This window comes from Henriciella algicola (assembly GCF_003576245.1).
Classification (GTDB): Bacteria; Pseudomonadota; Alphaproteobacteria; order Caulobacterales; family Hyphomonadaceae; genus Henriciella; species Henriciella algicola.
This window is the reverse complement of the sequence record NZ_QWGA01000003.1, coordinates 1224490-1245124: the sequence shown is the minus strand read 5'-3', so window position 1 is coordinate 1245124 and position 20635 is coordinate 1224490. Positions and strand designations below refer to the sequence as shown.

The window sequence follows — 20635 nt, the reverse complement described above, 5'->3', positions numbered from 1 at the left end:
GTACGGACCCCAAGTTAAAACCATATGCCGGATATGAATCTCATCCTCGCGGCGACAGGCTCTGACAGCCTGATCTTCGCATGCGCCCTCATCGGCGCGCTCGGTCTGGGCGCCCAGTGGCTCGCCTGGCGCCTTCAGGCCCCTGCCATTGTTCTGATGGCGCTGGCCGGGCTTGCCGCTGGTCCTGTCTGGTCGCTCATCTTCGGTGACCCGCTGCTCGACCCGTCTTCGACCTTTGGCGACCTGCTACGGCCCATCGTGTCACTCTGTGTGGCCGTGATCCTGTTCGAGGGTGGCCTCATCCTGAAATTCGAGAACCTTCGCGATGCAGGCGCTGCCGTGCGCCGCGTCGTGTTCTTTGGTGGCCCGCTCGCCTGGCTGCTCGGCTCGCTTGCGGCGCGCTACGCCGCCGGTCTCGACTGGGCAAGTGCGATTGTCTTTGCGGGCGTCATGGTCGTCACCGGCCCGACCGTGATCATGCCGCTGATGCGCCAGTCCAAACTGTCCGGCAGGCCCGCCCAGTTCCTGAAATGGGAAGGCATCGTCAACGACCCGATCGGCGCCCTGTTCGCGGTTGCCGCCTATGAAGTGATCCGCGTTGCCAGCCAGGGCGATTCCATCGTTGGCGCAGGCGTCTGGATCCTCGCCGCCGCTGGTATCGGCGTCGCACTGGGTATCATATTCGGGCTCGGGATCTCGCGTGCCTTCCGCGCGGGCTGGACGCCGGAATACCTCAAGGCGCCGCTTATCTTCGCCTCGATCATTCTCTGCTATGCGCTGGCTGAGCAGGTCGAGAAGGAAATCGGCCTCGTTGCTGTCACTGCTTACGGCATGACGCTCGCCAATTCGAAGCTGGCTGACCTTTCCGAACTCAGAAAGTTCAAGGAAGACATCGCGGTCCTGCTTGTCTCGGGCGTGTTCGTCATCCTGACGGCTGACCTGACGCCTGCGATCATTTCCTCAGCGCTCAACCTCAATACGCTGCTCTTCCTGCTGGCGATGCTGTTCGTGGTGCGTCCGCTGTCGGTTTGGATCGCGACGGCAGGCACGCTGAACCGCAAGGAAGCGCTGCTTCTAGGCTGGATTGCACCGCGCGGTATCGTGGCTGTGGCGGTCTCTGGCCTCTTTGGCTCCCTGCTGGTCGACCTGTCGCGTGAAGGCCGCTTCTACTTCTCTGGCGCAGACCAGATCGTGCCGCTCGCGTTTGCGATGGTGTTCACGACGGTCGTCCTGCACGGCTTCACCATCGGGCCGCTCGCCCGCAAGCTTGGCCTTGCCCGTTCTGAAAAGCCGGGCGTGCTGCTGGTTGGCGCGAACTCATGGAGTGTGGAGTTCGCTAAGGCGCTGAAATCAGTGAAGATCGACGTCATCGTTGCCGACAGCAATTATCGCCGCCTTCGCCCGGCCCGCGAGGCTGGCCTCGATACCTTCCTTGGCGAAGTGCTTTCCGAGGATGCGGAAATCCGGCTGGACCATTCGCGCTTTGCAACCGTTGTCGCCCTGTCGACCAATGACAGCCACAATGCGCTCGTCTGTAGTCAGTTTGCGCCGGAAGTCGGCCGTCACCGCGTCTACCAGCTTTCCCTGTCAGAAGGCGATGAGACCGATGACAAGTCAGTGGGCTCCTCGGCGCGCGGGCGTACGCTCATCAAGCGTGGCCGCACTTATGACGGCCTGATCCGTGACCAGTATCGCGGCTGGAATTTCTCGCGCACGCGCCTGACGGAAAAGTACACGCTGGAGCAGTATCTCGCCGACCGGCCGAAGGGCGACCTTGTCGCCGAGATCCGCCCGGATGGCACGCTCGTCCTGCTCGGCCCTAGCCGGGAAGCGCGCGGCGGTGAAGGCGCGACCATTATCAGCTTCGCGCCAGACCAGCAGCCGCAACCGGCACCCCCGGCAGAAGAGCCGTCTTCGCCCGATCCCAAGCTGGGCGAACCCCAGAAGGCCTAGACTGTCACCGCATGAAGAGCGCGGCCATGGCGGCGTAGCCAGTCGCGTTCCTTCTTCCAGCCGGGACAGCATCGCGCCACATGCGCCCAGAAGCGCGGGCTATGGTTCATCTCGAGCAGGTGGGCGCATTCATGCGCAGCGACATAGTCGAGCACGCTGTGCGGCGCCATTATGAGGCGCCACGAGAAAGCCAGCCCGCCATCAGACGTGCAGGAACCCCAGCGCGAGCGGGTATCCTTCACGCTGACTTTCCGGGCATCGACGCCAAGCGTCGCGCAATGGCGCTCAACAGCCTCGCTCAGATCCTCTCGCGCCGCCTTTTTAAGGTACCGCGCCGCTCGCCGGCTGACGGTTTCGGGGTCACCTGGCAGGCAAAGCTGCTGGGGCGTACCGGCCAGTAGCGAGGCGCGTCGTCCCGCCCCTTCAAGACTGATCTCGCAAGGCGCGCCGCGCAGATTGAACACAGCGCCTTCGACCAGCCCTGTCTGCTGCGGCAATTGCGCCAGACGCGCTGCGATCCAGTCACGCCGATCGCTCGCAAACTGTGCTGCTGCCTTCAGATGACGCTTCGATGGGGCCACCGCGACCGCCTCACGTTTCGCCTCGTCGAGACGCAGGATCAGCCGCTTTGCGCGCGGGTTGATTTCCATGCGGACAGTAATGCTCTGACCGTCTGAAGCGGACAGGGTCAAAGGCTGGCCTTTATCGAAAAACATGATAAGTCTCAGACTGAAGGTGCGATGAGCCTACACCTATCTTATGACACTAGGGGAACCATCATGAAATATCTGCTCTGCGGCGTTGCGGCGATCTCGATTCTGACCGCATGCGACCAGACAGGCGTCGACACGCCAGAAGACATCAGCGAAATCACACTGCGCGAAGGCGATGCCGCCGAAGCTCCGGACGTCATCTCTGCAATGATGCTGACCAATTCCGGCGACGGCATGATCACCTACGCCTCCAAGGAAGTTGACGGCGCGTCGGCAACCTTCTCCAACCTCACCGTTGAGGGCATGGACGGCTTCACGGCTGACTCGCTGGTCTTCGAAGGCCTCGACATGGTTGACGGTCAGGCCTCCTTCTCGCGGATGAGCTTTTCGGGCCTGTCCTTCAGCGACCCGGAAGCCGCCGACACGACGAATATGGGCGTTGGCGAGATCGAGCTGATCAACCCATCGCCAGCCCTTTCGGCCTGGGTGGCTTCCGCGCTCGGCACAGGTGAGCCTGCCGACTTCCCAGCGGTTCAGGACATTTCCTTCGACGCATGGTCGGTCTCTGACGTTTCGGGTGAGTACTCTGGCTCGGACGGCGAAGGCACCTACGCCATCTCGTCGCTGCAGCTGCGTGACGTCGAGAACCAGCGCGCAGCCCTCGCAGAGCTGACTGGTGTCACCTTCGACATCATCGGCGAAGGGGACATGAACTTCAAAGGCGGTCTCGACTCCATGTCGATCGCTGGCAGCGACCTCAGCTTCCTGACCGCAATCCAAGAAAATGCAGGCGACGAAGATGCGATGAGCGCCGCCATCATGAGCGTCATGATGCAGAACCCGATGGAGCCGGGTTATGACCGCATCGCGCTCGACAATCTGACCTTCGAAGGCGAAGGCATGAGCTTCGCTGTCCCGTCGCTCGACGCGTATATCGAGCGCAACGATGACGGCCAGCCAGTCAGCTACGTGACTGAACCATTCAGCATGACGCTCAATGCAGACGCTGATGGCGGTGAAGTTGGCGCAGGTCTCGCACAGGGTTTCAGCATGCTCGGCTATGACGGCATCGAAATCCGCGGCGCTGGCAAAAGCGACTATGATCCAGAAGCCGATGTCCTGACGTCTGAGGCTGCTGACAACTATTTCGAACTCGTCGACGGTGCCCGCTTCTCTTACGGCGGTGAGTTCATCGGCTATTCCGCCTTCAACGAGCAGCTGGTTGCGTCCATGGACATGGAGAACCTCGCCGAAGGTGGTGAGCCGGACCCGATGGTCATGCAGCAGGCACTCGGCGCGCTGCAGGTCGGCAATTTCGAGCTGCGCATCACCGATGACGGCCTTGTCGACCGCGTCTTCAACGTTGTCGCGACCCAGCAGGGTCAGGACCCGGCACAGATGCGTGCGCAGGTTGCCCAGATGATGGGTATGGCGCCGCTCATGGCCCAGCAGGCCGGCGTGGACCCAGCCATCGCAACCGAGCTTGGCACAGCGCTCTCCTCGTTCATCCAGGAGCCGAAGACGCTGACCATCATGCTTGACCCTGAAGAGCCGATCTCCATGGAGAGCGTTGCTGCGATGGAAGACCCGAGCATGCTGACCAAGAGCTATCTCGGTCTTTCGGCGTCCAACAAATAGGTCGCAGACCTCTTCTGACATCTGAAGGCGCGCCCCGGGCAACTGAGGGCGCGCCTTTTCTTTTGGGGGTCGAGAGCGCATAGCTATTGCCCATGAGACTCGCTTATTTCGGAGATGTGGTCGGCAAGCCGGGCCGCGCGGCTGTGGTCGACTATCTGCCGGGCCTGCGCCGTGACCTGAAACTCGACTTCGTCGTAGTGAATGGAGAGAACGCGGCAGGCGGCTTTGGCCTGACTGAATCCATCGCCAATGACTTCTTCAATGCAGGCGCCGACTGCCTGACGCTCGGCGATCATGCCTGGGACCAGCGCGAGGCGCTGACGTTCATCGAGCGCGAACCGCGCCTCCTGCGGCCGGCAAACTATCCCGTTGCGGCTGGCGCCCCCGGAAAGGGCGCGCATGTCTTCGTGCTGGATGATGGCCGCCGTGTCGGCGTTGCCCAGCTGCAGGGCAATGTCTTCATGAAGCAGCAGCTTGAGAATGCCTTCCAGCATGCAGATCGCATCCTGGATGACATGCCGCTCGGCCTCGCCGTAGATGCGATGATTGTCGACATGCATTGCGAAGCGACCAGCGAGAAGATGGCGATGGGTCATCACTGCGACGGACGCGCCAGCCTTGTGGTCGGCAGCCATACGCACGTGCCGACCGCAGACCTGATGATCCTTGAGGCGGGCACCGGCTATCAGACCGATGCTGGCATGTGCGGCGACTATGACAGCGTCATCGGTATGCGGAAGGAAAACTCCGTCCAGCGCTTTGCGACCCAGCTACCGGGTGAGCGTTACGCGCCCGCCCTGGGCGAAGGCACGCTTTGCGGCGTCTACGTCGAAACAGACGATCGCACCGGCCTTGCAAAGCGCATAGAGCCTATCCGCATCGGCGGCCGGCTGGCAGAGCACATTCCAGCGGCCTAAGGCCTTAGGCCCGGTGACGCGCCCGCCGCGCATCTTCGTCGGGCATCTCGACGCTTTTCTGGCTTGCGGCCTCGCCCATATTGGTCGCCTTGCCGAACAGCCAGCCCTGAATGAGTGATCCGGCGCAATCGCGCGCCCAGTGTAGCTCACGCGGGGTCTCAACGCTTTCAAACAGCAGATGCACGCCGAGGCCATGCAGCTTCTGGATGATGGAATGCGCGAACTGCTGGCTCGCCTCATTCTCCATCATCTTGCGGAACCAGCCCGCATCGACCTTTACGATGTCAGGCCGTAGCTCGATGACGCGGAGCAGGTCGGACTTGCCGCGTCCGAAATCATCGATGGCGATGCCAAAGCCGAGCGCGCGAAGCTTCTCGACCACGGCAAGAAGGTCAGAGCGCGGACAATCTGCACCTTCGGTGATTTCAAAGATGACCCGGTCGCGCCGCAGACCATACTCCGCGATCAGATCGCAATACTGCTCGATCCCCGTCATCATCTGGTCGCGGTAGCTGCAGGAATGGGGGTTCAGATTGACGAACAGGCGCGTCTCGCCAAGCTGCCACGCAGCGGCGTTGGCAAGGTGCACACACAGGCAGGCCCAGTCGGCGATGAAGCGGTCCCAGCCTTCAAGGCGCGCAAAAAAGGCCAGCGGCTCAACCGATTTTGTCCCGAGCATAGGGCGGGCCAGTGCCTCGACCCCATACAGCGCGCCAGAGCTGCGGCTGATCTCATAGATGGGCTGGAAGGCCGAGTGAAGCTGAAACGTGCCAAAGTCGAAGGTGCGATGCCCGCCATCCAGCTCGACAATCCTGCTCGTTAATTGATCAAGTCTCATGGGACCTCCGCTCAATTTCGAGCGTAAATGACCCGCGTTAATACTTGATTGTCGTTTGTCAGGTCTGCATCCTTGGCTTTCAAATCGCCCGCGCCTGCTCTATCCCGGCGCGAGCAATCATTAGAACCAGACAGTTTTGCGAGGACGTCATGGCCGGACATTCGAAATGGGCCAATATCCAGCACCGTAAGGGCGCGCAGGACAAGAAGCGCGCAGCCCTGTTTGCGCGCCTGTCCAAGGAAATCACCATTGCGTCAAAGCTTGGCGGACCGGACCCGGACGCCAATCCACGCCTGCGCCTTGCCATCAACAATGCGCGCGGCCAGTCCATGCCGAAGGACAACATCAAGCGCGCCGTGGACAAGGGCCAGGGCGGTGGCGGCGAAGAGTATTTCGACATCCGCTATGAAGGCTTCGGCCCGGGCGGCGTCGGCATCATCGTTGAGGCCTCGACCGACAACAAGAACCGCGCGGCGAGCGAAATCCGCGCAGCCTTCTCCAAGAATGGCGGCAATCTTGGCGAGACGGGCTCTGTCTCCTTCGGTTTCGACCAGGTTGGCGAGATTGAGTATCCGGCAGAAGCTGGCGACGAGATGACTGTCATGGAAGCGGCCATCGAAGCAGGCGCGACCGATGTCGAGAGCGACGAGGAAGGCCACTGGATCTATACCGAACGCGAAGACCTGATGGAGGTCGCCTCGACGCTCGAGGGCAAGTTCGGAGAGGTCGAAGCCAAGTCGACCAAGCTCATCTGGAAGCCGCAGAACAATGTTCCGGTCGAGGGCGATCAGGCCGACACGCTGATGAAGCTGCTCGATGTCCTCGATGAGCTCGATGACGTCCAGAACGTCTATGACAATTCCGAACTCTCGGAAGCAGAAATGGAGCGGCTGGCAGGCTAGACCCGCCATCGCTTCAACGAGCTGCACACGGGCGCGGTCACCATTGCGTGAGCGCTGCTTGAGCCTGCTCGCATTTCCCGCGCGCCTGTCCATATGGGAGAGATGACAGAACTTCCCCAAGGGAAATAGGGCTCATGAAGATTTCCAACTCAATGATCGTCGCCGCCAGCGCGGGACTCGTTGCCGCCGGCGGCGCTTTCGTCTGGTCTGCCATGGCAGAGCAGGCTGACACCCCGCCAACGCTTCAGGCGGCGAACACCGAAACCGCCATATTTGCCGGAGGCTGCTTCTGGTGCACGGAGGCGGACTTTGACAAGGTCGACGGCGTTGTCGCGACCGTCTCCGGCTATACGGGCGGCACGGTCGACAATCCAGGCTACCGGCAGGTCACACGCGGCAACACGGGCCACTATGAGGCCGTGCAGGTGACCTATGAGCCGTCCAAGGTCAGCTATGAAGAGCTGGTCGACTATTATTTCCGCACGATCGACCCGACTGATGATCGCGGCCAGTTCTGCGACAAGGGCTCGAGCTACCTCTCCGCTGTCTTCGTCGAGGATGAAGACGAGCGTGCCATCGTGGAAAGCGAGATCGAAGAGATTGAGGCCTCAGGCGTCCTGCCGGGCCCCATCGTCACGCGCGTTCTTGATGAAGCGACCTTCTGGGAAGCCGAGGACTACCACCAGAACTATTACAAGACGACGCCGGTGAAATACCGCTTCTATCGTCAGGGCTGCGGGCGTGATGCGCGCCTCGAGGATCTCTGGGGCGATGACGCGATGAAACTGCCAGGCAGCACCAGCTAGGCGCACCGGCCCTCAGCCAAACAAAAAACCCCGCAAGCCATCTGGCTCGCGGGGTTTCTTTTTCGCGCTGGCGAGAGGTGACTAGCGCTCGTCTTCCTCCTCGTCGGCCGGATCATCCAGCCTGAAGAGGCGCGGGCTGAGACGCACATTGGTCTCAATGTCCTCAAGCACCACGCGGGTGACCTGCTGGTTTGCATCCAGCGTCCGCCAGCTGGTGAGCTGGTAGCTTGCCGGATCGAAGTAGAGCGTCAGCACGCCTTCTGCTTCGCCGCGGCGGTCTTCCATCGTGATGGCGATCTCGCTGGCCGTTTTCTGGACGTCCGTGACGCGTGCTTCCGTCTCAAAGTCGAGCTCATCGTCGAGCACGAGGCCGAGCGGCGTCGAGGAAAGCGGCACACGGTCCACCGTCTCAAGGTCACGGTCTTCCATGGCCACGGTCGTGCCATTCGCGACAATCAGGATCGGCGTCGGCTCGTCATAGTCGAATCGCATCCGGCCCGGACGCTGCAGCGCAAAATCACCCTCAGTGACAGCCCCATTGGGCGCCAGCTGAACGAAGCGGCCGCGTGCAGTCTTTGCGGCGGAGAGAGAGTCCCCTGCGGCCTTGAGGATGGCACGGCGCTCTGTCGCCGACACGGCACCGGTTTCGGCGCGTATTGGTGCGGCGGCTTCAGCACGTGGAGCCTCAGGCTTTGGCGCTACGCCCGTCACCGGCGTGTCGTTCGCGTCAGCCTGCGCGAGGACGATCTCGCCTTGGGCGGCCTGTGCGACCGGGGCGGCAGCAACATTACTGATTGCCGCATCGCTGGCGACACGCCAGGCCAGAGGTTGCTGGCTGACAGCGCTGAATTCGGTTGTAAGCGCGAAAGGGCCCGTCCCGATGGCGAGAAAGGCGGCGAGCGCTGGAAATAGAGACGTCATTGTCGTTCTCCTGTCTTGGCCACGAAACATAGGCCTCGATCAGGCGGTAAAACAGGGCTGAATTAAGGTATTTCCGCCCCGTTTCGTTGTAACGGGTTCAGCTTTGCCCGCTCAGTCCGACGGGGTGTCCCGCGCCAGGATCTCGCGCTTGCCCGCATGATTAGGGGCAGAGATCACGCCTTCTTCCTCAAGCCGCTCGATCAGGGTCGCTGCCTTGTTATAGCCGATCTTCAGGCGGCGCTGGATGTAGGAGGTCGATGCCCGCTTGTCGCGGATCACGACGGCCATGGCCTGCGCATAGAGGTCATCATCGCCATCGCCTGACGACACGCCCAACATGGCATCCATGATTGCGCTGCCCGTGCCGCCTTCTTCAGGTTCTTCGAGGATCGCTTCGTTATAGTCCGGCTCGCCCTGCTCCTTCAGCCAGCCGACAACCGCCTCGACCTCTTCGTCAGAGACGAATGGGCCATGCAGACGCTTGGTTTTCACACCAGCGGCCTGATAGAGAAGGTCGCCCATGCCGAGCAGCTGTTCAGCGCCCTGCTCACCGAGAATGGTGCGCGAGTCGATCTTGGTCGTGACCATGTAGGAAATACGGGTCGGGAAGTTCGCCTTGATCGTACCGGTGATGACGTCGACCGATGGGCGCTGCGTCGCGGTGATGAGGTGGATGCCCGCCGCACGCGCCATCTGCGCGAGACGCTGGATGCAGCCTTCGATTTCCTTGCCCGCAACCATCATCAGGTCGGCCATCTCGTCGATTACGACGACAATGTTCGGAATGTGCTCCAGCGGCAGGATTTCGGTTTCATAGGCTGGCTTGCCGCGCTCATCATAGCCGGTCTGCACCTTGCGGGTCAGCTGCTCGCCCTTCTCGCGGTAGCGCGCCGCCTTCTCGTTAAAGCCGGCAAGGTTACGCACGCCCGCCTTGGACATGAGCTCATAGCGGCTTTCCATCTCACGCACCGCCCATTGCAGCGCGTTCACCGCCTTTTTCGGGTCAGTCACGACCGGGGCGAGAAGGTGCGGAATGCCCTCATAGATCGACAGCTCGAGCATTTTCGGGTCGATCATGATGAAGCGGCACTGTTCCGGCGTCAGGCGGTAGATCAGCGACAGGATCATCGCATTGACGCCAACCGACTTACCGGAGCCGGTCGTACCGGCGATGAGCAGGTGCGGCATCTTCGAGAGGTCAACGACGGTGGGCGTGCCGCCAATATCCTCGCCAAGCGCCATGGGGAGAGGCGAGCGATTGTCCGCATATGCCTTCGCAGACAGAAGCGAGCGCAGATAGACCGTCTCGCGCTCTTCATTCGGCAGTTCGATACCGATGGCGTTCTTGCCCGGAATGACCGCGACGCGCGCGGAGACGGCGCTCATGGAGCGGGCAATGTCATCGGCGAGCGAGATGACGCGGGCCGACTTCACACCGGCTGCAGGTTCAAGTTCGAACAGGGTGACGACGGGGCCGGGGCGCACTTCCTTGATGCGGCCGCGCACACCAAACTCACGCAGCACTTCTGCAAGACGGTTCGCCTTGGCGAGCAGGCTTTCCTCATCCACGGAGTTACGGCGTGCCGGCGGCGACCCGAGAAGGTCGAGCGACGGCAGGCTGCGTGGACGTTTGCGCTTGCCGCTCTTGGTCGTCGGGTGAGCGACAGGTTGCGGCGCTTGCGGGGCGGACACTTTCGGCCGGGTTACCGCACGCGGCAGCGGATCGTCTTCCTCTTCGACATCGTCAATGTCGTCATAGGCGTCATCTTCATCGTCAAATTGCGGGGCAGGGCCAAGGCTGCGCGCCGCGCTTTCATATTCATGATCTTCGTCCGCCCGTTCCCGGCGGCCCGCTGAGCTGAACAGCCCGCCAAACAGACGGCCGACACCACCAGCCGCGCCGCCAAGCCGCGACAGGGCGCGCCGCCCCGATGTGCTTGCCGCAGACTGAAGAAGGCCTGCATCGCCGCGCCTGAAGCCAAGCGCCGCCGATCCCAGAAGAAACGCAGCGATACCGAGCGCGAGCCCAGCAAGGAAACCTGGCGCAGGCAGGAGGAGCGCCTTGAACGGCATCACAACGAGGCCGAAAAGCCCGTCGCCCACCATGCCGCCCATCCCCGTCCAGAAAGGCCAGGAGGCGGGCACCGGAAAGGCTGAAAGCATAGCCGCCAGCACAGGAACGAAAGCAACGCCGAAAAGCCAGCGCCGGATACGCGGCGCACCGATGAGGACCGCGCGCATCGCGCCGCCAATCATCAGGCAAAGGCCCGCCATCCAGGCTGCAAAGCCAAAGGTCTGCAGCGCAAGGTCAGCAACGATAGCGCCGCTATTGCCGAACAGGTTGGAAACTTCGATCCCCGTCGCCGCATTGAGGCTCGGGTCCGTCGGCTCATGCGTGCCGACGCTGCCGCACAGAAAGACGCCGATCGCAAAGGCGGCCGTCCCCGTCAGGATACGCCAGGCGGGATCCGATACCTCACGTGAGAGGCCTGTATGCGTTTCAGCGCTGGTTGTCGCCATGGCAGGTTGCTTCCATCGGTTCAGAAGGACTGTCTGGCTACAACCTCGCAGCTTGGCCTTAACACACAGCAAACAAGTGGAGGGCCCACGGCAACCTCTTGCTCACCTTCCACAATAAAAAATCCCCGGCCAGAAAACTGGCCGGGGAAGTCTGGGAGGAAACGCTTCGAATGAAGCGAGGTATTCAGCCTCAGCTGAATTCTGGATAGGCCTCGAGACCGATTTCGCTCTTGTCGAGACCCATGATTTCTTCTTCCTCGGTCGGACGCACGCCGGTCGTCATCTTCAGCGCGAGCCACACGACGGCGGACACGACAGAGACGAAGATTGCGCAAGCCGCCACACCGACGAACTGGCCGTAATAGCTTGGGTTACCTGCTTCGTTGAGGCCGATATCGTTCGCATAGGAGAATGGAACGATCATCGTGCCCCAGATGCCGCAGACAAGGTGAGCCGGGATCGCGCCGACCACATCGTCGATGCGGAGCTTGTCGAGCAGTGGCACCGTGACGACCACGAGTGCGCCGCCGATGGCACCGATCAGGATGGAAGTACCCATCGAAGGCGCCAGCGGCTCTGCGGTGATGGAGACGAGGCCGCCGATGGCACCGTTGAAGGCCATGGTTGCGTCGATCTTGCCCTTGTAGAGGATGCCCGTCAGGACCATCGCGCCGAGGACACCACCGCAAGCGGCCATATTGGTGTTGGCGAAGATGTTGGCGACCGAGTTGATATCGTCGAACGTGCCAGCAGCAAGCTGCGACGCGCCGTTGAAGCCGAACCAGCCGAACCAGAGGATGAACGTACCCAGCGCTGCGAGCGGGATGTTCGAACCCGGCATCGGGTGAACCGTACCGTTGACGAATTTACCAGCACGCGGGCCGATGATGATGGCACCGACAAGCGCTGCCCAGCCGCCAGTGGAGTGCACCAGGGTCGACCCAGCAAAGTCAGAGAACGCGAACTGGGAGTCCAGAGCGCCGCCGCCCCATTCCCACGATGCCACGACCGGATAGATGAATGCGGTCAGCACAGCGGTGAACATAAGGAACGGCCAGAGCTTCACGCGCTCGGCAACCGTACCGGACACGATGGACGCTGCGGTCGCAACGAACACCATCTGGAAGAACCAGTCCGACGAGGCGGCATAGCCGGTCGCGAGGTCTTCTTCAGGTGCCCAGATGAAAGACGGAATGCCGATCCAGCCGCCGACCGTGTCGCCCGGATAGGCCATATTGTAGCCGAGTAGCCAGAACATGATGCCCGCGACAGAGAAGAGCGCGACGTTCTTCACCGACTGCATGGCGGCGTTTTTCTTCCGCACCAGACCGGCTTCCAGCATACAGAAGCCGGCAGCCATGAACATGACGATCAGGCCGCCGATAAGAAAGAGATAGCTGTTATCGACATAGGCGCTGACTTCAGACGCCTCCTGCGCAGAGGCGCCCAGCGCCAGGGCGGCAGCGGCCGGCACAGCCGCGAGCCCCCGAATTGCCCTTTTAACCATACTGTTCATGCCCTTCTCCCATTGATTGGTATGACGGGGCGACTAAAGGCACTTGCCTCATTTCGTGCCAGCGCGGCGGTCGCGCACTTTATGGGCGCTTTATGGTTTGACTAAAAATCGTGCACGCTGCGGCGCAAAAGCCCGCTTCTGCGTCACCTCTGGACCAGAAGCAGCCTCGATCTTAAGTCTTTCATCAATGGCTCACCTCGATACCGAAATCGCAATCGTCGGCGCTGGACCGGCTGGCGCGTCTCTCGCCCTGGCCCTTGCAGGCGCGGGCTTCGCCATCACCCTGATCGATGCGCGCGACCCGGCAGCGAAGGCGCGGCCCGATACCCGCAACTTCGCCGTGGTGACGGGCAGCTGGCGGCTGCTGACTGCAATAGGCATTGCAGAACGCATCGCTGGAGAGACCCAGCCGCTGCACGGACTGGAAGCAGTCGATGGCGGCACGCACTGGTTCGGCGCGCCGTCCGTTCTTTTCGGGGATGAAGACCTTATACACCGCGAGGAGGGCGAAACCCTCGGTCATATGATCGAGGCAACCATCCTGCAGGCGGCCCTCGATGAGGCTGTCGAGGCCGAAACGCGCATCAAGAAACTTGCGCCTGCACGCTTTAGCGGCGCGAAGGCTGAGCCGGGCCGGATCACGATCGAGCTTGAAGATGGCGGCGCCATTACGGCCCGTCTCCTTGTCGGCGCCGATGGCATGAATTCCCCGGTGCGCAATGCAGCGGGCATTACTGTCGAAGGCCGCGACTACGGTAAATCGGTTTTCGCCGCGAATGTGACCTTGTCCCAGCCGCATGACGGCATCGCCCGCCAGCTTTTCACCCCGGAAGGCCCGTTCGCCACGCTTCCCCTGCGCGGGGACCGGGCAAACCTTGCCTGGTATATGAAGCGCGGCGCGCCTGAAGCGCTCGCCAAGCTGTCGCCCGAAGAGGTCGAGGCCGAACTCAATCACCGCTTTGCCGAATTTGCAGGCGAGATGAAGATTGACGGGCCGATGGGCTCCTATCCGCTTATCCTGCAGATCGCAGAGCACATGGTCGCCGACCGGGTCGCGCTTGTCGGAGACGCCGCCCGCCGGATCAATCCGCTAGCTGGGCAGGGGCTTAATCAAGGCTTTCGCGATGTAGCGGCCCTGCATGAAGTTCTGGTCAATAGCGACCGCGCGGGCCTCGATGTCGGAGCCGCCCAGTCGCTCTCGCTTTATGAAACCGCGCGCCGGTTCGATGCGAATACTGCGTCTCTGGCGCTCGATGCCATCGACCGGTTGTTCTCCAATGACCGTATGATGACCAAGCCTGTGCGCACCCTCGGCCTGCTTGCCGCAAGCGCCCTCTCACCGATGCGCCACAGGCTGGCGGCACTGGCGAGCGCTTCGTCGCCTGACCTACCGCCGCTCATGCAGCCGCAATCGGCTACAGGCTAGCGTAAGCGCAAACAGACCGAAGACAGATCCCGTTTCAGCGGGATCTGTTTAGGCGGCGGCGAGCTCGCGCAGATACTGCCAGGTATAAAGACCGCTGGAATGACCGTCGCTGAAATGGATGCGGACGGCATAGCGACCGACCGGGTCGGCTTTGGTCACAGAGATATCATCCGGCACAGGCGGTTGCGGCGGACGCGGGCCGGCGCCATGACCCCGAACTTCTGCAGACGGGCTTTCCTCGCGCAGGCGCTTATAAGGAATGGCGGCTTCGAGCCCGTCCTCAAAGGTAATGGAAAGCTCTGCGGCCCCTTTGCGGAACCGCAGCTCCTGCGGCCACGGCATCACACTCATTTGCCGGTCGCCTCATCGAGCACGCGTGCTTCGCTTTCGAGCATGATCGGCAGGCCATCGCGGATCGGATAGGCAAGCCCGGCACGCTTGGAGACAAGCTCCTGACGCTCGCGGTCATAGGTGAGCGGTGTGCGCGTAACCGGGCAGATCAGCTGCTCCAGAAGGCGTGGATCAGTCTTTGTTTCGGTCACGGGCGTCTCGGTCTCAAGGCTCATTGCAGGGTCGAGGAATCGTCGCCGGGCGCATCCATGTCAAGCAGGGCGATCAGGGCGCGGCACCGCGCCGCGACGGTGTCCGCCTCAAGCAAGGCCTGCTTTTCCATCGGCACAAACGGGCACCCGGCAGACAATGCATGAACCAGCGTCTCAATCGGTGCGCTCTCAACCGCGTCCCAGTCCACTTCCATCGAATGGCTCGCCACATATTTCTTGAGGGCGCTCGCCAGCTTTGACCGGTCGGGCAGGTTGGAAAGGTCAGGCTCAGTCAGGTCACCTGCATAAGGCGCCCAATCGGGGGCGACCTGTCGATAGGGCGACTTCACATCAAGCTCCTGGCCAACCCTGAACCGGCAGATGCCCGTCAGGCTGATGAGGTAACGACCATCATCGGTTTCGGAATAGCTCGTCAGGCGCCCGGCACAGCCAACGCCTGCGAGCTTTGGATGAACCTTGTCGCCGCTCACCGGCTGGATCATGCCGATCAGCCGGGAGCCGGACATCGCGTCATCAATCATGTTGAGATAACGCGGTTCAAAGATGTTGAGCGGCAGAGACCAGCGCGGAAACAGGAGCGCCCCCGTCAGCGGAAAAACGGCGAGCGTTTCCGGCAGGTCTTCTGCCTTCCTGTAGCCATGCCTCGTCATAAATCAGGCCTTTCCCGTCCACTCTGAGGACATGGCGCGCCAACAGACGAAGTCGAGGCCTCAAGCAAACATCAGTGAGGAAAGACGCCTGCGACCTTCAATGGTTGCGGGGTCTTTGGGCCCTGCAGCCTCGAACAGTTCCAGCAGCTTGGCCTTCGCCTTGCCCTCTCCCCATTCCAGATCATCCGACAGGATCTTGAGCAGGTGATCGGCCGCTTCCTTGTTGCGCCCGCGCGCCATCAGCGCTTCGGCAAGCTCAAGGCGGAGCGCATGGTTTGCGCGGTCAGCCGTGACCTTGTCGATCAGCGCATCAAGCTCACTGTCTTTCGGGGCGTCTGCCATCAGGTCGATCGCCGTGCGCACGCTCTTGATCGCAGGGTCCATCTGGCGGTCAGGGCCTGCCATATCGAGGATCTGCGAGGCGCGGTCCGGGTCGTCATTTGCGAGATAGCAACGCGCGAGACCAACGATTGCCGGGATGTTCTTCGGGTCGCGTTCCATGATGGCGCCATAGATCTGCGCAGCCTGACCAGCATCACCCGCCTGCAGAAGCCCGTCTGCATGCTGGATCGCTTCCTGGATCTGCTGGCCTTCATCGGTGCCACCGAGCAGCTTTTCGATGAACTGCTTCAGCTGGCTTTCAGGAAGCGCGCCCTGAAAGGCATCGACCGGGCGGCCATTGTCGAAGGCGAACACAGCCGGGATGGAGCGCACGCCAAGTTGGCCTGCAACGCCCGGATTCTCGTCAATGTTCACCTTGACGAGTTTGACCTTGCCCTGCTGCTCATTGACCACTTTCTCCAGAACCGGGGTCAGCGACTTACATGGCCCGCACCAAGGGGCCCAGAAATCAACGAGGACAGGCGCCTCTTTGGAGGCCTCGACCACATCCGCCATGAAGTTCTGGTCGGCGGAGTCCTTGATATTGCCGCCAGCGCCGCCGGCTGGCCCGATCGTAATGTCTTCCATTTCGCTTTCGCCTTTCGGAATTTTCTGAGGCGGAACTTGGGTCTTCAGCGCCGAAAAAACAACATCCCCCGTGAGGGCTCATTCGTCTGGAAGCAGGGCTGCGAAGTCCACCACGGTGAGGTCATGGCCCGTCGCCTCGACAAAGCGCCTGAAATCATCGCGTGAGATGGCCGTCGTGCCGGTGTTCACCAGCGGATGGAAATTCAGCGTGTCGAACGCCATCAGGGCCGCATCGACGATGAAGCGGACCTTCTGATCCCTGTCGTTCATCAGTGCAAAACCAGTGACAGAGCCGGGCGTCACGCCGAGCAGCTTCTCCATCAGCTCGCCGCTCGCGAAGGACAGGCGCCGCGTCCCGATCAGCTTGTGCAACTGGTTCAGCTTCAGCTCGCTGTCTGCATGGGCCGAGATGAGGACGATGACCCCGTCCTTGTCCTTCATGAAAAGGTTCTTCGTGTGCCCACCCGGCATCGTCTCTTTCAGCTCGCGCCCTTCTTCCACGGTGAAGGTCGCCTCGTGCCAGCGCGTCTCATGGCCGAGGCCGAGCTGGTCGAGATAAGCAAAGAGGTCGTCAGGGCTTGCGGGCATAGCGGTCTTTCAGGCAATCAGGGCGCAGGCGTCAAGTACGCGGCGCGCGTAATAGACCGGCCCAAGGACAAGGAGGCTCCACATGGAGCTTGAATGCTACAAGATCTACAATGTCGCCCCAGAGATCAGGCCAGGCGTGTCCCAGCGCGACTGGATGGACAAGTTCCCGGACCGCCACCCCTATCGCTGCCTGCCGCTCACCATGGCCAACTCCACCGGCTGGGAAATCCTCTGCCCGATGGACATCAAGATCATCTGGGATGGCGGCGAGCATGACTATTCGCTGAAACTGTTCACGACGGGCGATCCTGCAGCCATTCCCTCCTTTGCAGACAGCCATTTCCGGCGCGGCATCGTGACGTTCCACACCGGTCACCTCTTCCGCACGCCGCCCGGCTGGGGCGTCTGGACCTCTGGCCCGCCAAACTATTTCAAGGATGGCATCCAGCCACTGACCGGACTTGTAGAGACCGACTGGCTGCCTTTCCCCTTCACCATGAACTGGCAGATGACGCGCCCCGGCGAAGTCGTTTTCAAGAAAGGTGAGCCATTCTGTTTCGTCATGCCGTTCGAACACGGCAAGACCGAACAGATCCAGCCAGAGCGCAAGCTTCTGTCCTCCAACAAACAGCTCCAGGACGACTACCTCGCTTGGAACAAGAGCCGCAGCGGCTTTCTGGAAAAGCTTGAAGCGCGCGATCAGGACACGGTGAAGGCTGGCTGGCAGCGCCATTATATGCGCGGCGAGAAAGTCACCGGCGACAAGGCCGACGCCCACCAGACCAAGCGCCGCCTCAAGCCGCCGAAGGACGTTTAGGGTCGAACACTGAGATCAAGGTATGCGTCACTCCCGATGAGCGTCAGCTCATCTGGGAGCCCATCTCCAGCCGTCTCCGATTAAAAAATCCATTGCGACCCTTGCTTCACCCCGGCTTGACCGGGGTGCCCATCTCCAGACTTGTCGCAGCAGGATACGCTGAGTGATGGATGCCACGGTCAAGCCGTGGCAAGGCGCAGAACGGCAGTTGGAAACACCGATTACACCTCCCGCCTGAAAATCCCCCTTGCACCGCGATCCTATTTGCGCTTAAAGCCCGTCTCTCGCTGATCGGCGCAAGTCGGCCAGTTACCCTATAGGACGCGGGCGTAGCTCAGGGGTAGAGCACAACCTTGCCAAGGTTGGGGTCGTGAGTTCGAATCTCATCGCCCGCTCCATACTTTCTCGAAACGACGAAGCACTTTCATGCCCGCCCGGGCACCGCATTTGCGTGCGGAGTGCAGCCCTTAGCAGTGCTAATCGCCGCGTTCAGTTGACCGCAAAACTGCCCGCGCTAAGCCCCTCGCCTTGAGCGGGCGGCGCCAGATCGCCCCTCTCCGGTACTGTTTCTCCCAGAGGGTTTCTTCCATGCGTATCTCGACATTCCGGCGCGCCTGCCTCGCGTCCGCCAGCCTTGCTTTCTGCGCTGTTCCCGCCGTCGCCCAGACAGGCTCTGACGTCGAAGACACAGTCCGCAAGCTTGAGACGGTCGCCGTCACCGCAACGCGCCGCGAAGAGTCGACGCTGGACATTCCGGCCAGCGTCACCGTGCTGGCGGGCGAGATTGCTGAAGAGGCTTCCACGCTGGACGGCGCTGAAGGCGTCACGCAATATCTCACAGGTGTCGAAGCAGCCGTCGCCAATGGCTCACAGGTCGCCTTCCAGATCCGCGGCATTGGCGCGGTGGACCATCAGGCGCTGACCCCGACAGCCGCCGCCATCTATTCTGACGGCGTCTTCCTCTCGACCAACGTCCAGACCAGCCTCTTTCTCTATGATCTTGCGCGCGCCGAAGTGCTGAAAGGCCCGCAGGGCACGCTCTACGGCCGCAATGTCTCGTCCGGGGCGATTAACTTCATCAGCACGCGGCCCGGCCAGGACCAGGAGGGCTACATCCGCGCCTCCTATGGCAATTTCAACCGGATTGACCTCTCCGGCGCCGGCGGCGCGGCGTTGACCGACCGTCTCTCTTACCGCATTGCGGGCCGCTATCTCTCGCAGGACCCGGCCCTCGACAATGTCCAGACCGATCCCGCCATCCCGCGCGGTCCTGATGCAGCCGGCGGCAAGCGCGATGAGTTCGGCCTTCGCGGCCAGCTTCTCTATGAGGCGCCCGGTGGCTCCACGCTCCTGCTGCGCGCCCACTATGAAGAAGACAATGGCATCAACACCACGCCGCGCAATGACAGCCTGAGCGTGGGGGACCATGAGATCTCATCCGAAGGTCTTGGCCTCAAGGACACCGATAATGAATTCTACGGCCTTGCCCTCGAAGGCGAGACCGAGATCGGGGCGTGGTCGCTCTATTCGCTCTCGGCGCTTGAAGGTTATGGGCAGGACTATGGCTTTGACTTTGACGGCACGCCTGCGCCCTTCGGCAATCCGAACCTCAATGCCAATCTCAGCTATGACCGCTCTTTCCTGCAGCTGAGCCAGGAAGTGCGCGCCGCGCGCGAGTTTGACCGCGCCCGCGTGCTTGTCGGCGGCCACCTCGCCTTTGAGGACTTTTCGCAGGACTATCTCATCTGGTGCGGACAGCTCGACCCCCAAACGCTTGCCGGAACCTGCCCCTATGTCGGCACCGCTGGCCGCGTCGGCCCTGACCCTGTCTCGCCGCTGACGGCGGTCTCCCTGCTCACCCATATCGGGCAGGAGCGGACCACCGCTGCTCTCTTCACCTATAATGATTTCGACCTTTCGGACCGCCTCACCCTGACGCTCGGCGCGCGCTACACTTATGAGGACATCGAAGGCAGCGGCTACGGTCAGCACATCTTCACGGACGGCACGCGAGGTCTGAATAACCGAGACGGCCTCGGCGGCGCGGTTGGGCAAAATGAGCTCGAGGAGAACAAGTTCACCGGCAATGCCGCGCTGCGCTATGCGCTCTCGCCGGACACCTCGATCTACGCCTCGGTCGCCAATGGCTATAAGAGCGGCGGCTTTAATGGCGAGGTCCAGAACAATGCGACCAGCTGGCAGGATGAAGGCCTGTTCGGCGCCGAAACCGTGACCTCCTATGAGGTGGGCTTCAAGACCGCACGGGGCAATTTCGCCTTCAATGCCGCCGCCTTCTATCAGGACTATGACGCCCCGCAGGCACGCATCTTCGTGTCCTTCGACCTGCCCGATGGCAGCCAGATCACGTCGAACTCGCTCTCGAACCTCGATGAGGCAGAGTCCTATGGCGTTGAAGCCGACACACGCTGGTCACCGCTTGAGGGCCTCGACCTCACGGCCAGCGTCACCTGGCTCGAAACCGAGATCGAGCAGACCAGCAACACCGCCGGCAATGCCGCCCTCTTCGACGGCAACCCGCTGCCCTTCGCGCCGGAGCTTTCGGCCACCCTTGGCATCCGCCAGGAATGGCAGCTCGCAGACAATCGCCGCGCCGCCATTCAGGCGAATGCGAAAGCCAAAAGCGAATACTATCTCGACGCCGAAGGCCTCGATGCCCGCAGGCAGGATGGCTATGCGACGGTGGACGCCAGCGCGACGCTCTATCTCGACACGCGCGGGTTGGAGATCAGCCTCTGGGGCCGCAACCTGACGGACGAGGACGTTGCCATCTCCGGCTATGGCTTCATCGGCTACAACACATTCCGCTCTGACCCCCGCCAATACGGCATTGCGGCGAAGCTGAGCTTCTAGGGTCCTGCTTCACAAACCCGCGTGGCT

Annotated in this window: 18 protein-coding genes and 1 tRNA gene; 9 read left to right on the top strand and 10 right to left on the bottom strand. The window is 61.8% G+C overall.

The window, feature by feature from the left end; all coding sequences use genetic code 11:
* Positions 1-24 precede the first annotated feature (24 nt).
* Complete coding sequence (locus D1222_RS06620; RefSeq protein WP_119453399.1) at positions 25-1953, top strand: cation:proton antiporter; 1929 nt, start codon at positions 25-27, stop codon at positions 1951-1953.
* Here the strand turns inward: D1222_RS06620 and D1222_RS06615 are convergent.
* A complete protein-coding gene (locus D1222_RS06615) occupies positions 1950-2669 on the bottom strand; it encodes a M48 family metallopeptidase (protein WP_119453398.1) in 720 nt (239 codons plus the stop codon). The two genes, D1222_RS06620 and D1222_RS06615, sit on opposite strands and share 4 nt — an antisense overlap.
* 63 nt (positions 2670-2732) lie before the next feature.
* Between D1222_RS06615 and D1222_RS06610 the strand changes: the two genes are divergently transcribed.
* Positions 2733-4304, top strand: coding sequence for a hypothetical protein (locus D1222_RS06610; RefSeq protein ID WP_119453397.1), 1572 nt, complete (start codon positions 2733-2735; stop codon positions 4302-4304).
* A gap of 92 nt (positions 4305-4396) precedes the next feature.
* On the top strand, positions 4397-5221 hold the full coding sequence (locus D1222_RS06605) for a TIGR00282 family metallophosphoesterase (RefSeq protein WP_119453396.1): 825 nt from the start codon (positions 4397-4399) through the stop codon (positions 5219-5221).
* 4 nt (positions 5222-5225) lie between these two features.
* Here the strand turns inward: D1222_RS06605 and D1222_RS06600 are convergent, their stop codons facing one another.
* Positions 5226-6059, bottom strand: coding sequence for an EAL domain-containing protein (locus D1222_RS06600; protein ID WP_119453395.1), 834 nt, complete (start codon positions 6057-6059; stop codon positions 5226-5228).
* Positions 6060-6208: 149 nt separating this feature from the next.
* Here D1222_RS06600 and D1222_RS06595 point away from each other — a divergent pair, with 149 nt between their 5' ends.
* Together D1222_RS06595 and msrA are read left to right on the top strand one after the other, a co-directional pair.
* Entirely contained in the window at positions 6209-6961 is a 753-nt protein-coding gene (locus D1222_RS06595; RefSeq protein WP_119453394.1) for a YebC/PmpR family DNA-binding transcriptional regulator, read from the top strand.
* 134 nt (positions 6962-7095) lie between these two features.
* A complete protein-coding gene (gene msrA, locus D1222_RS06590; protein WP_119453393.1) occupies positions 7096-7767 on the top strand; it encodes a peptide-methionine (S)-S-oxide reductase MsrA in 672 nt (223 codons plus the stop codon).
* An 81-nt stretch (positions 7768-7848) separates the two neighbouring features.
* Here msrA and D1222_RS06585 read toward each other — a convergent pair whose 3' ends face one another.
* From D1222_RS06585 to amt, 3 genes are all read right to left on the bottom strand, one after another.
* Positions 7849-8688 carry a LolA family protein gene (locus D1222_RS06585; protein ID WP_119453392.1) on the bottom strand — a complete coding sequence of 280 codons (840 nt, stop codon included), beginning with the start codon at positions 8686-8688 and terminating at the stop codon, positions 7849-7851.
* A 111-nt stretch (positions 8689-8799) separates the two neighbouring features.
* Positions 8800-11208, bottom strand: coding sequence for an FtsK/SpoIIIE family DNA translocase (locus D1222_RS06580; RefSeq protein WP_119453391.1), 2409 nt, complete (start codon positions 11206-11208; stop codon positions 8800-8802).
* Between the two features lie 190 nt (positions 11209-11398).
* Positions 11399-12724 (bottom strand): ammonium transporter, encoded by a 1326-nt coding sequence (amt, locus tag D1222_RS06575; RefSeq protein ID WP_119453390.1) that lies wholly within the window; start codon positions 12722-12724, stop codon positions 11399-11401.
* Between the two features lie 187 nt (positions 12725-12911).
* On the opposite strand from amt, the gene D1222_RS06570 reads away from it, so the two are divergent.
* Positions 12912-14150 (top strand): FAD-dependent oxidoreductase, encoded by a 1239-nt coding sequence (locus D1222_RS06570; protein WP_119453389.1) that lies wholly within the window; start codon positions 12912-12914, stop codon positions 14148-14150.
* 48 nt (positions 14151-14198) lie between these two features.
* Here the strand turns inward: D1222_RS06570 and D1222_RS06565 are convergent, their stop codons facing one another.
* The 5 genes from D1222_RS06565 to D1222_RS06545 form a co-directional block, all read right to left on the bottom strand.
* Positions 14199-14501: a gamma-butyrobetaine hydroxylase-like domain-containing protein gene (locus D1222_RS06565; protein WP_119453388.1), complete on the bottom strand. Its 303-nt coding sequence runs from the start codon at positions 14499-14501 to the stop codon at positions 14199-14201.
* Positions 14498-14716: a Trm112 family protein gene (locus tag D1222_RS06560; protein ID WP_119453387.1), complete on the bottom strand. Its 219-nt coding sequence runs from the start codon at positions 14714-14716 to the stop codon at positions 14498-14500. The genes D1222_RS06565 and D1222_RS06560 overlap by 4 nt, the downstream gene beginning before the upstream one ends.
* Positions 14713-15363 carry an LON peptidase substrate-binding domain-containing protein gene (locus D1222_RS06555; protein WP_119453386.1) on the bottom strand — a complete coding sequence of 217 codons (651 nt, stop codon included), beginning with the start codon at positions 15361-15363 and terminating at the stop codon, positions 14713-14715. Before D1222_RS06555 ends, D1222_RS06560 begins: the two co-directional genes overlap by 4 nt.
* 60 nt (positions 15364-15423) lie before the next feature.
* Positions 15424-16332, bottom strand: a complete 909-nt coding sequence (trxA, locus tag D1222_RS06550; protein ID WP_233348537.1) for a thioredoxin — start codon at positions 16330-16332, stop codon at positions 15424-15426.
* Positions 16333-16410: 78 nt separating this feature from the next.
* Positions 16411-16920, bottom strand: a complete 510-nt coding sequence (locus tag D1222_RS06545; RefSeq protein ID WP_119453384.1) for a prolyl-tRNA synthetase associated domain-containing protein — start codon at positions 16918-16920, stop codon at positions 16411-16413.
* A gap of 82 nt (positions 16921-17002) precedes the next feature.
* On the opposite strand from D1222_RS06545, the gene D1222_RS06540 reads away from it, so the two are divergent.
* From D1222_RS06540 to D1222_RS06530, 3 genes are all read left to right on the top strand, one after another.
* Positions 17003-17737, top strand: a complete 735-nt coding sequence (locus D1222_RS06540) for a DUF6065 family protein (protein ID WP_119453383.1) — start codon at positions 17003-17005, stop codon at positions 17735-17737.
* Positions 17738-18060: 323 nt separating this feature from the next.
* A tRNA-Gly gene (locus D1222_RS06535) sits at positions 18061-18135 on the top strand.
* Between the two features lie 190 nt (positions 18136-18325).
* The gene (locus tag D1222_RS06530) at positions 18326-20608 is read left to right on the top strand and encodes a TonB-dependent receptor (RefSeq protein ID WP_119453382.1); all 2283 of its coding nucleotides are present in this window, start codon (positions 18326-18328) and stop codon (positions 20606-20608) included.
* Positions 20609-20635 lie beyond the last annotated feature (27 nt).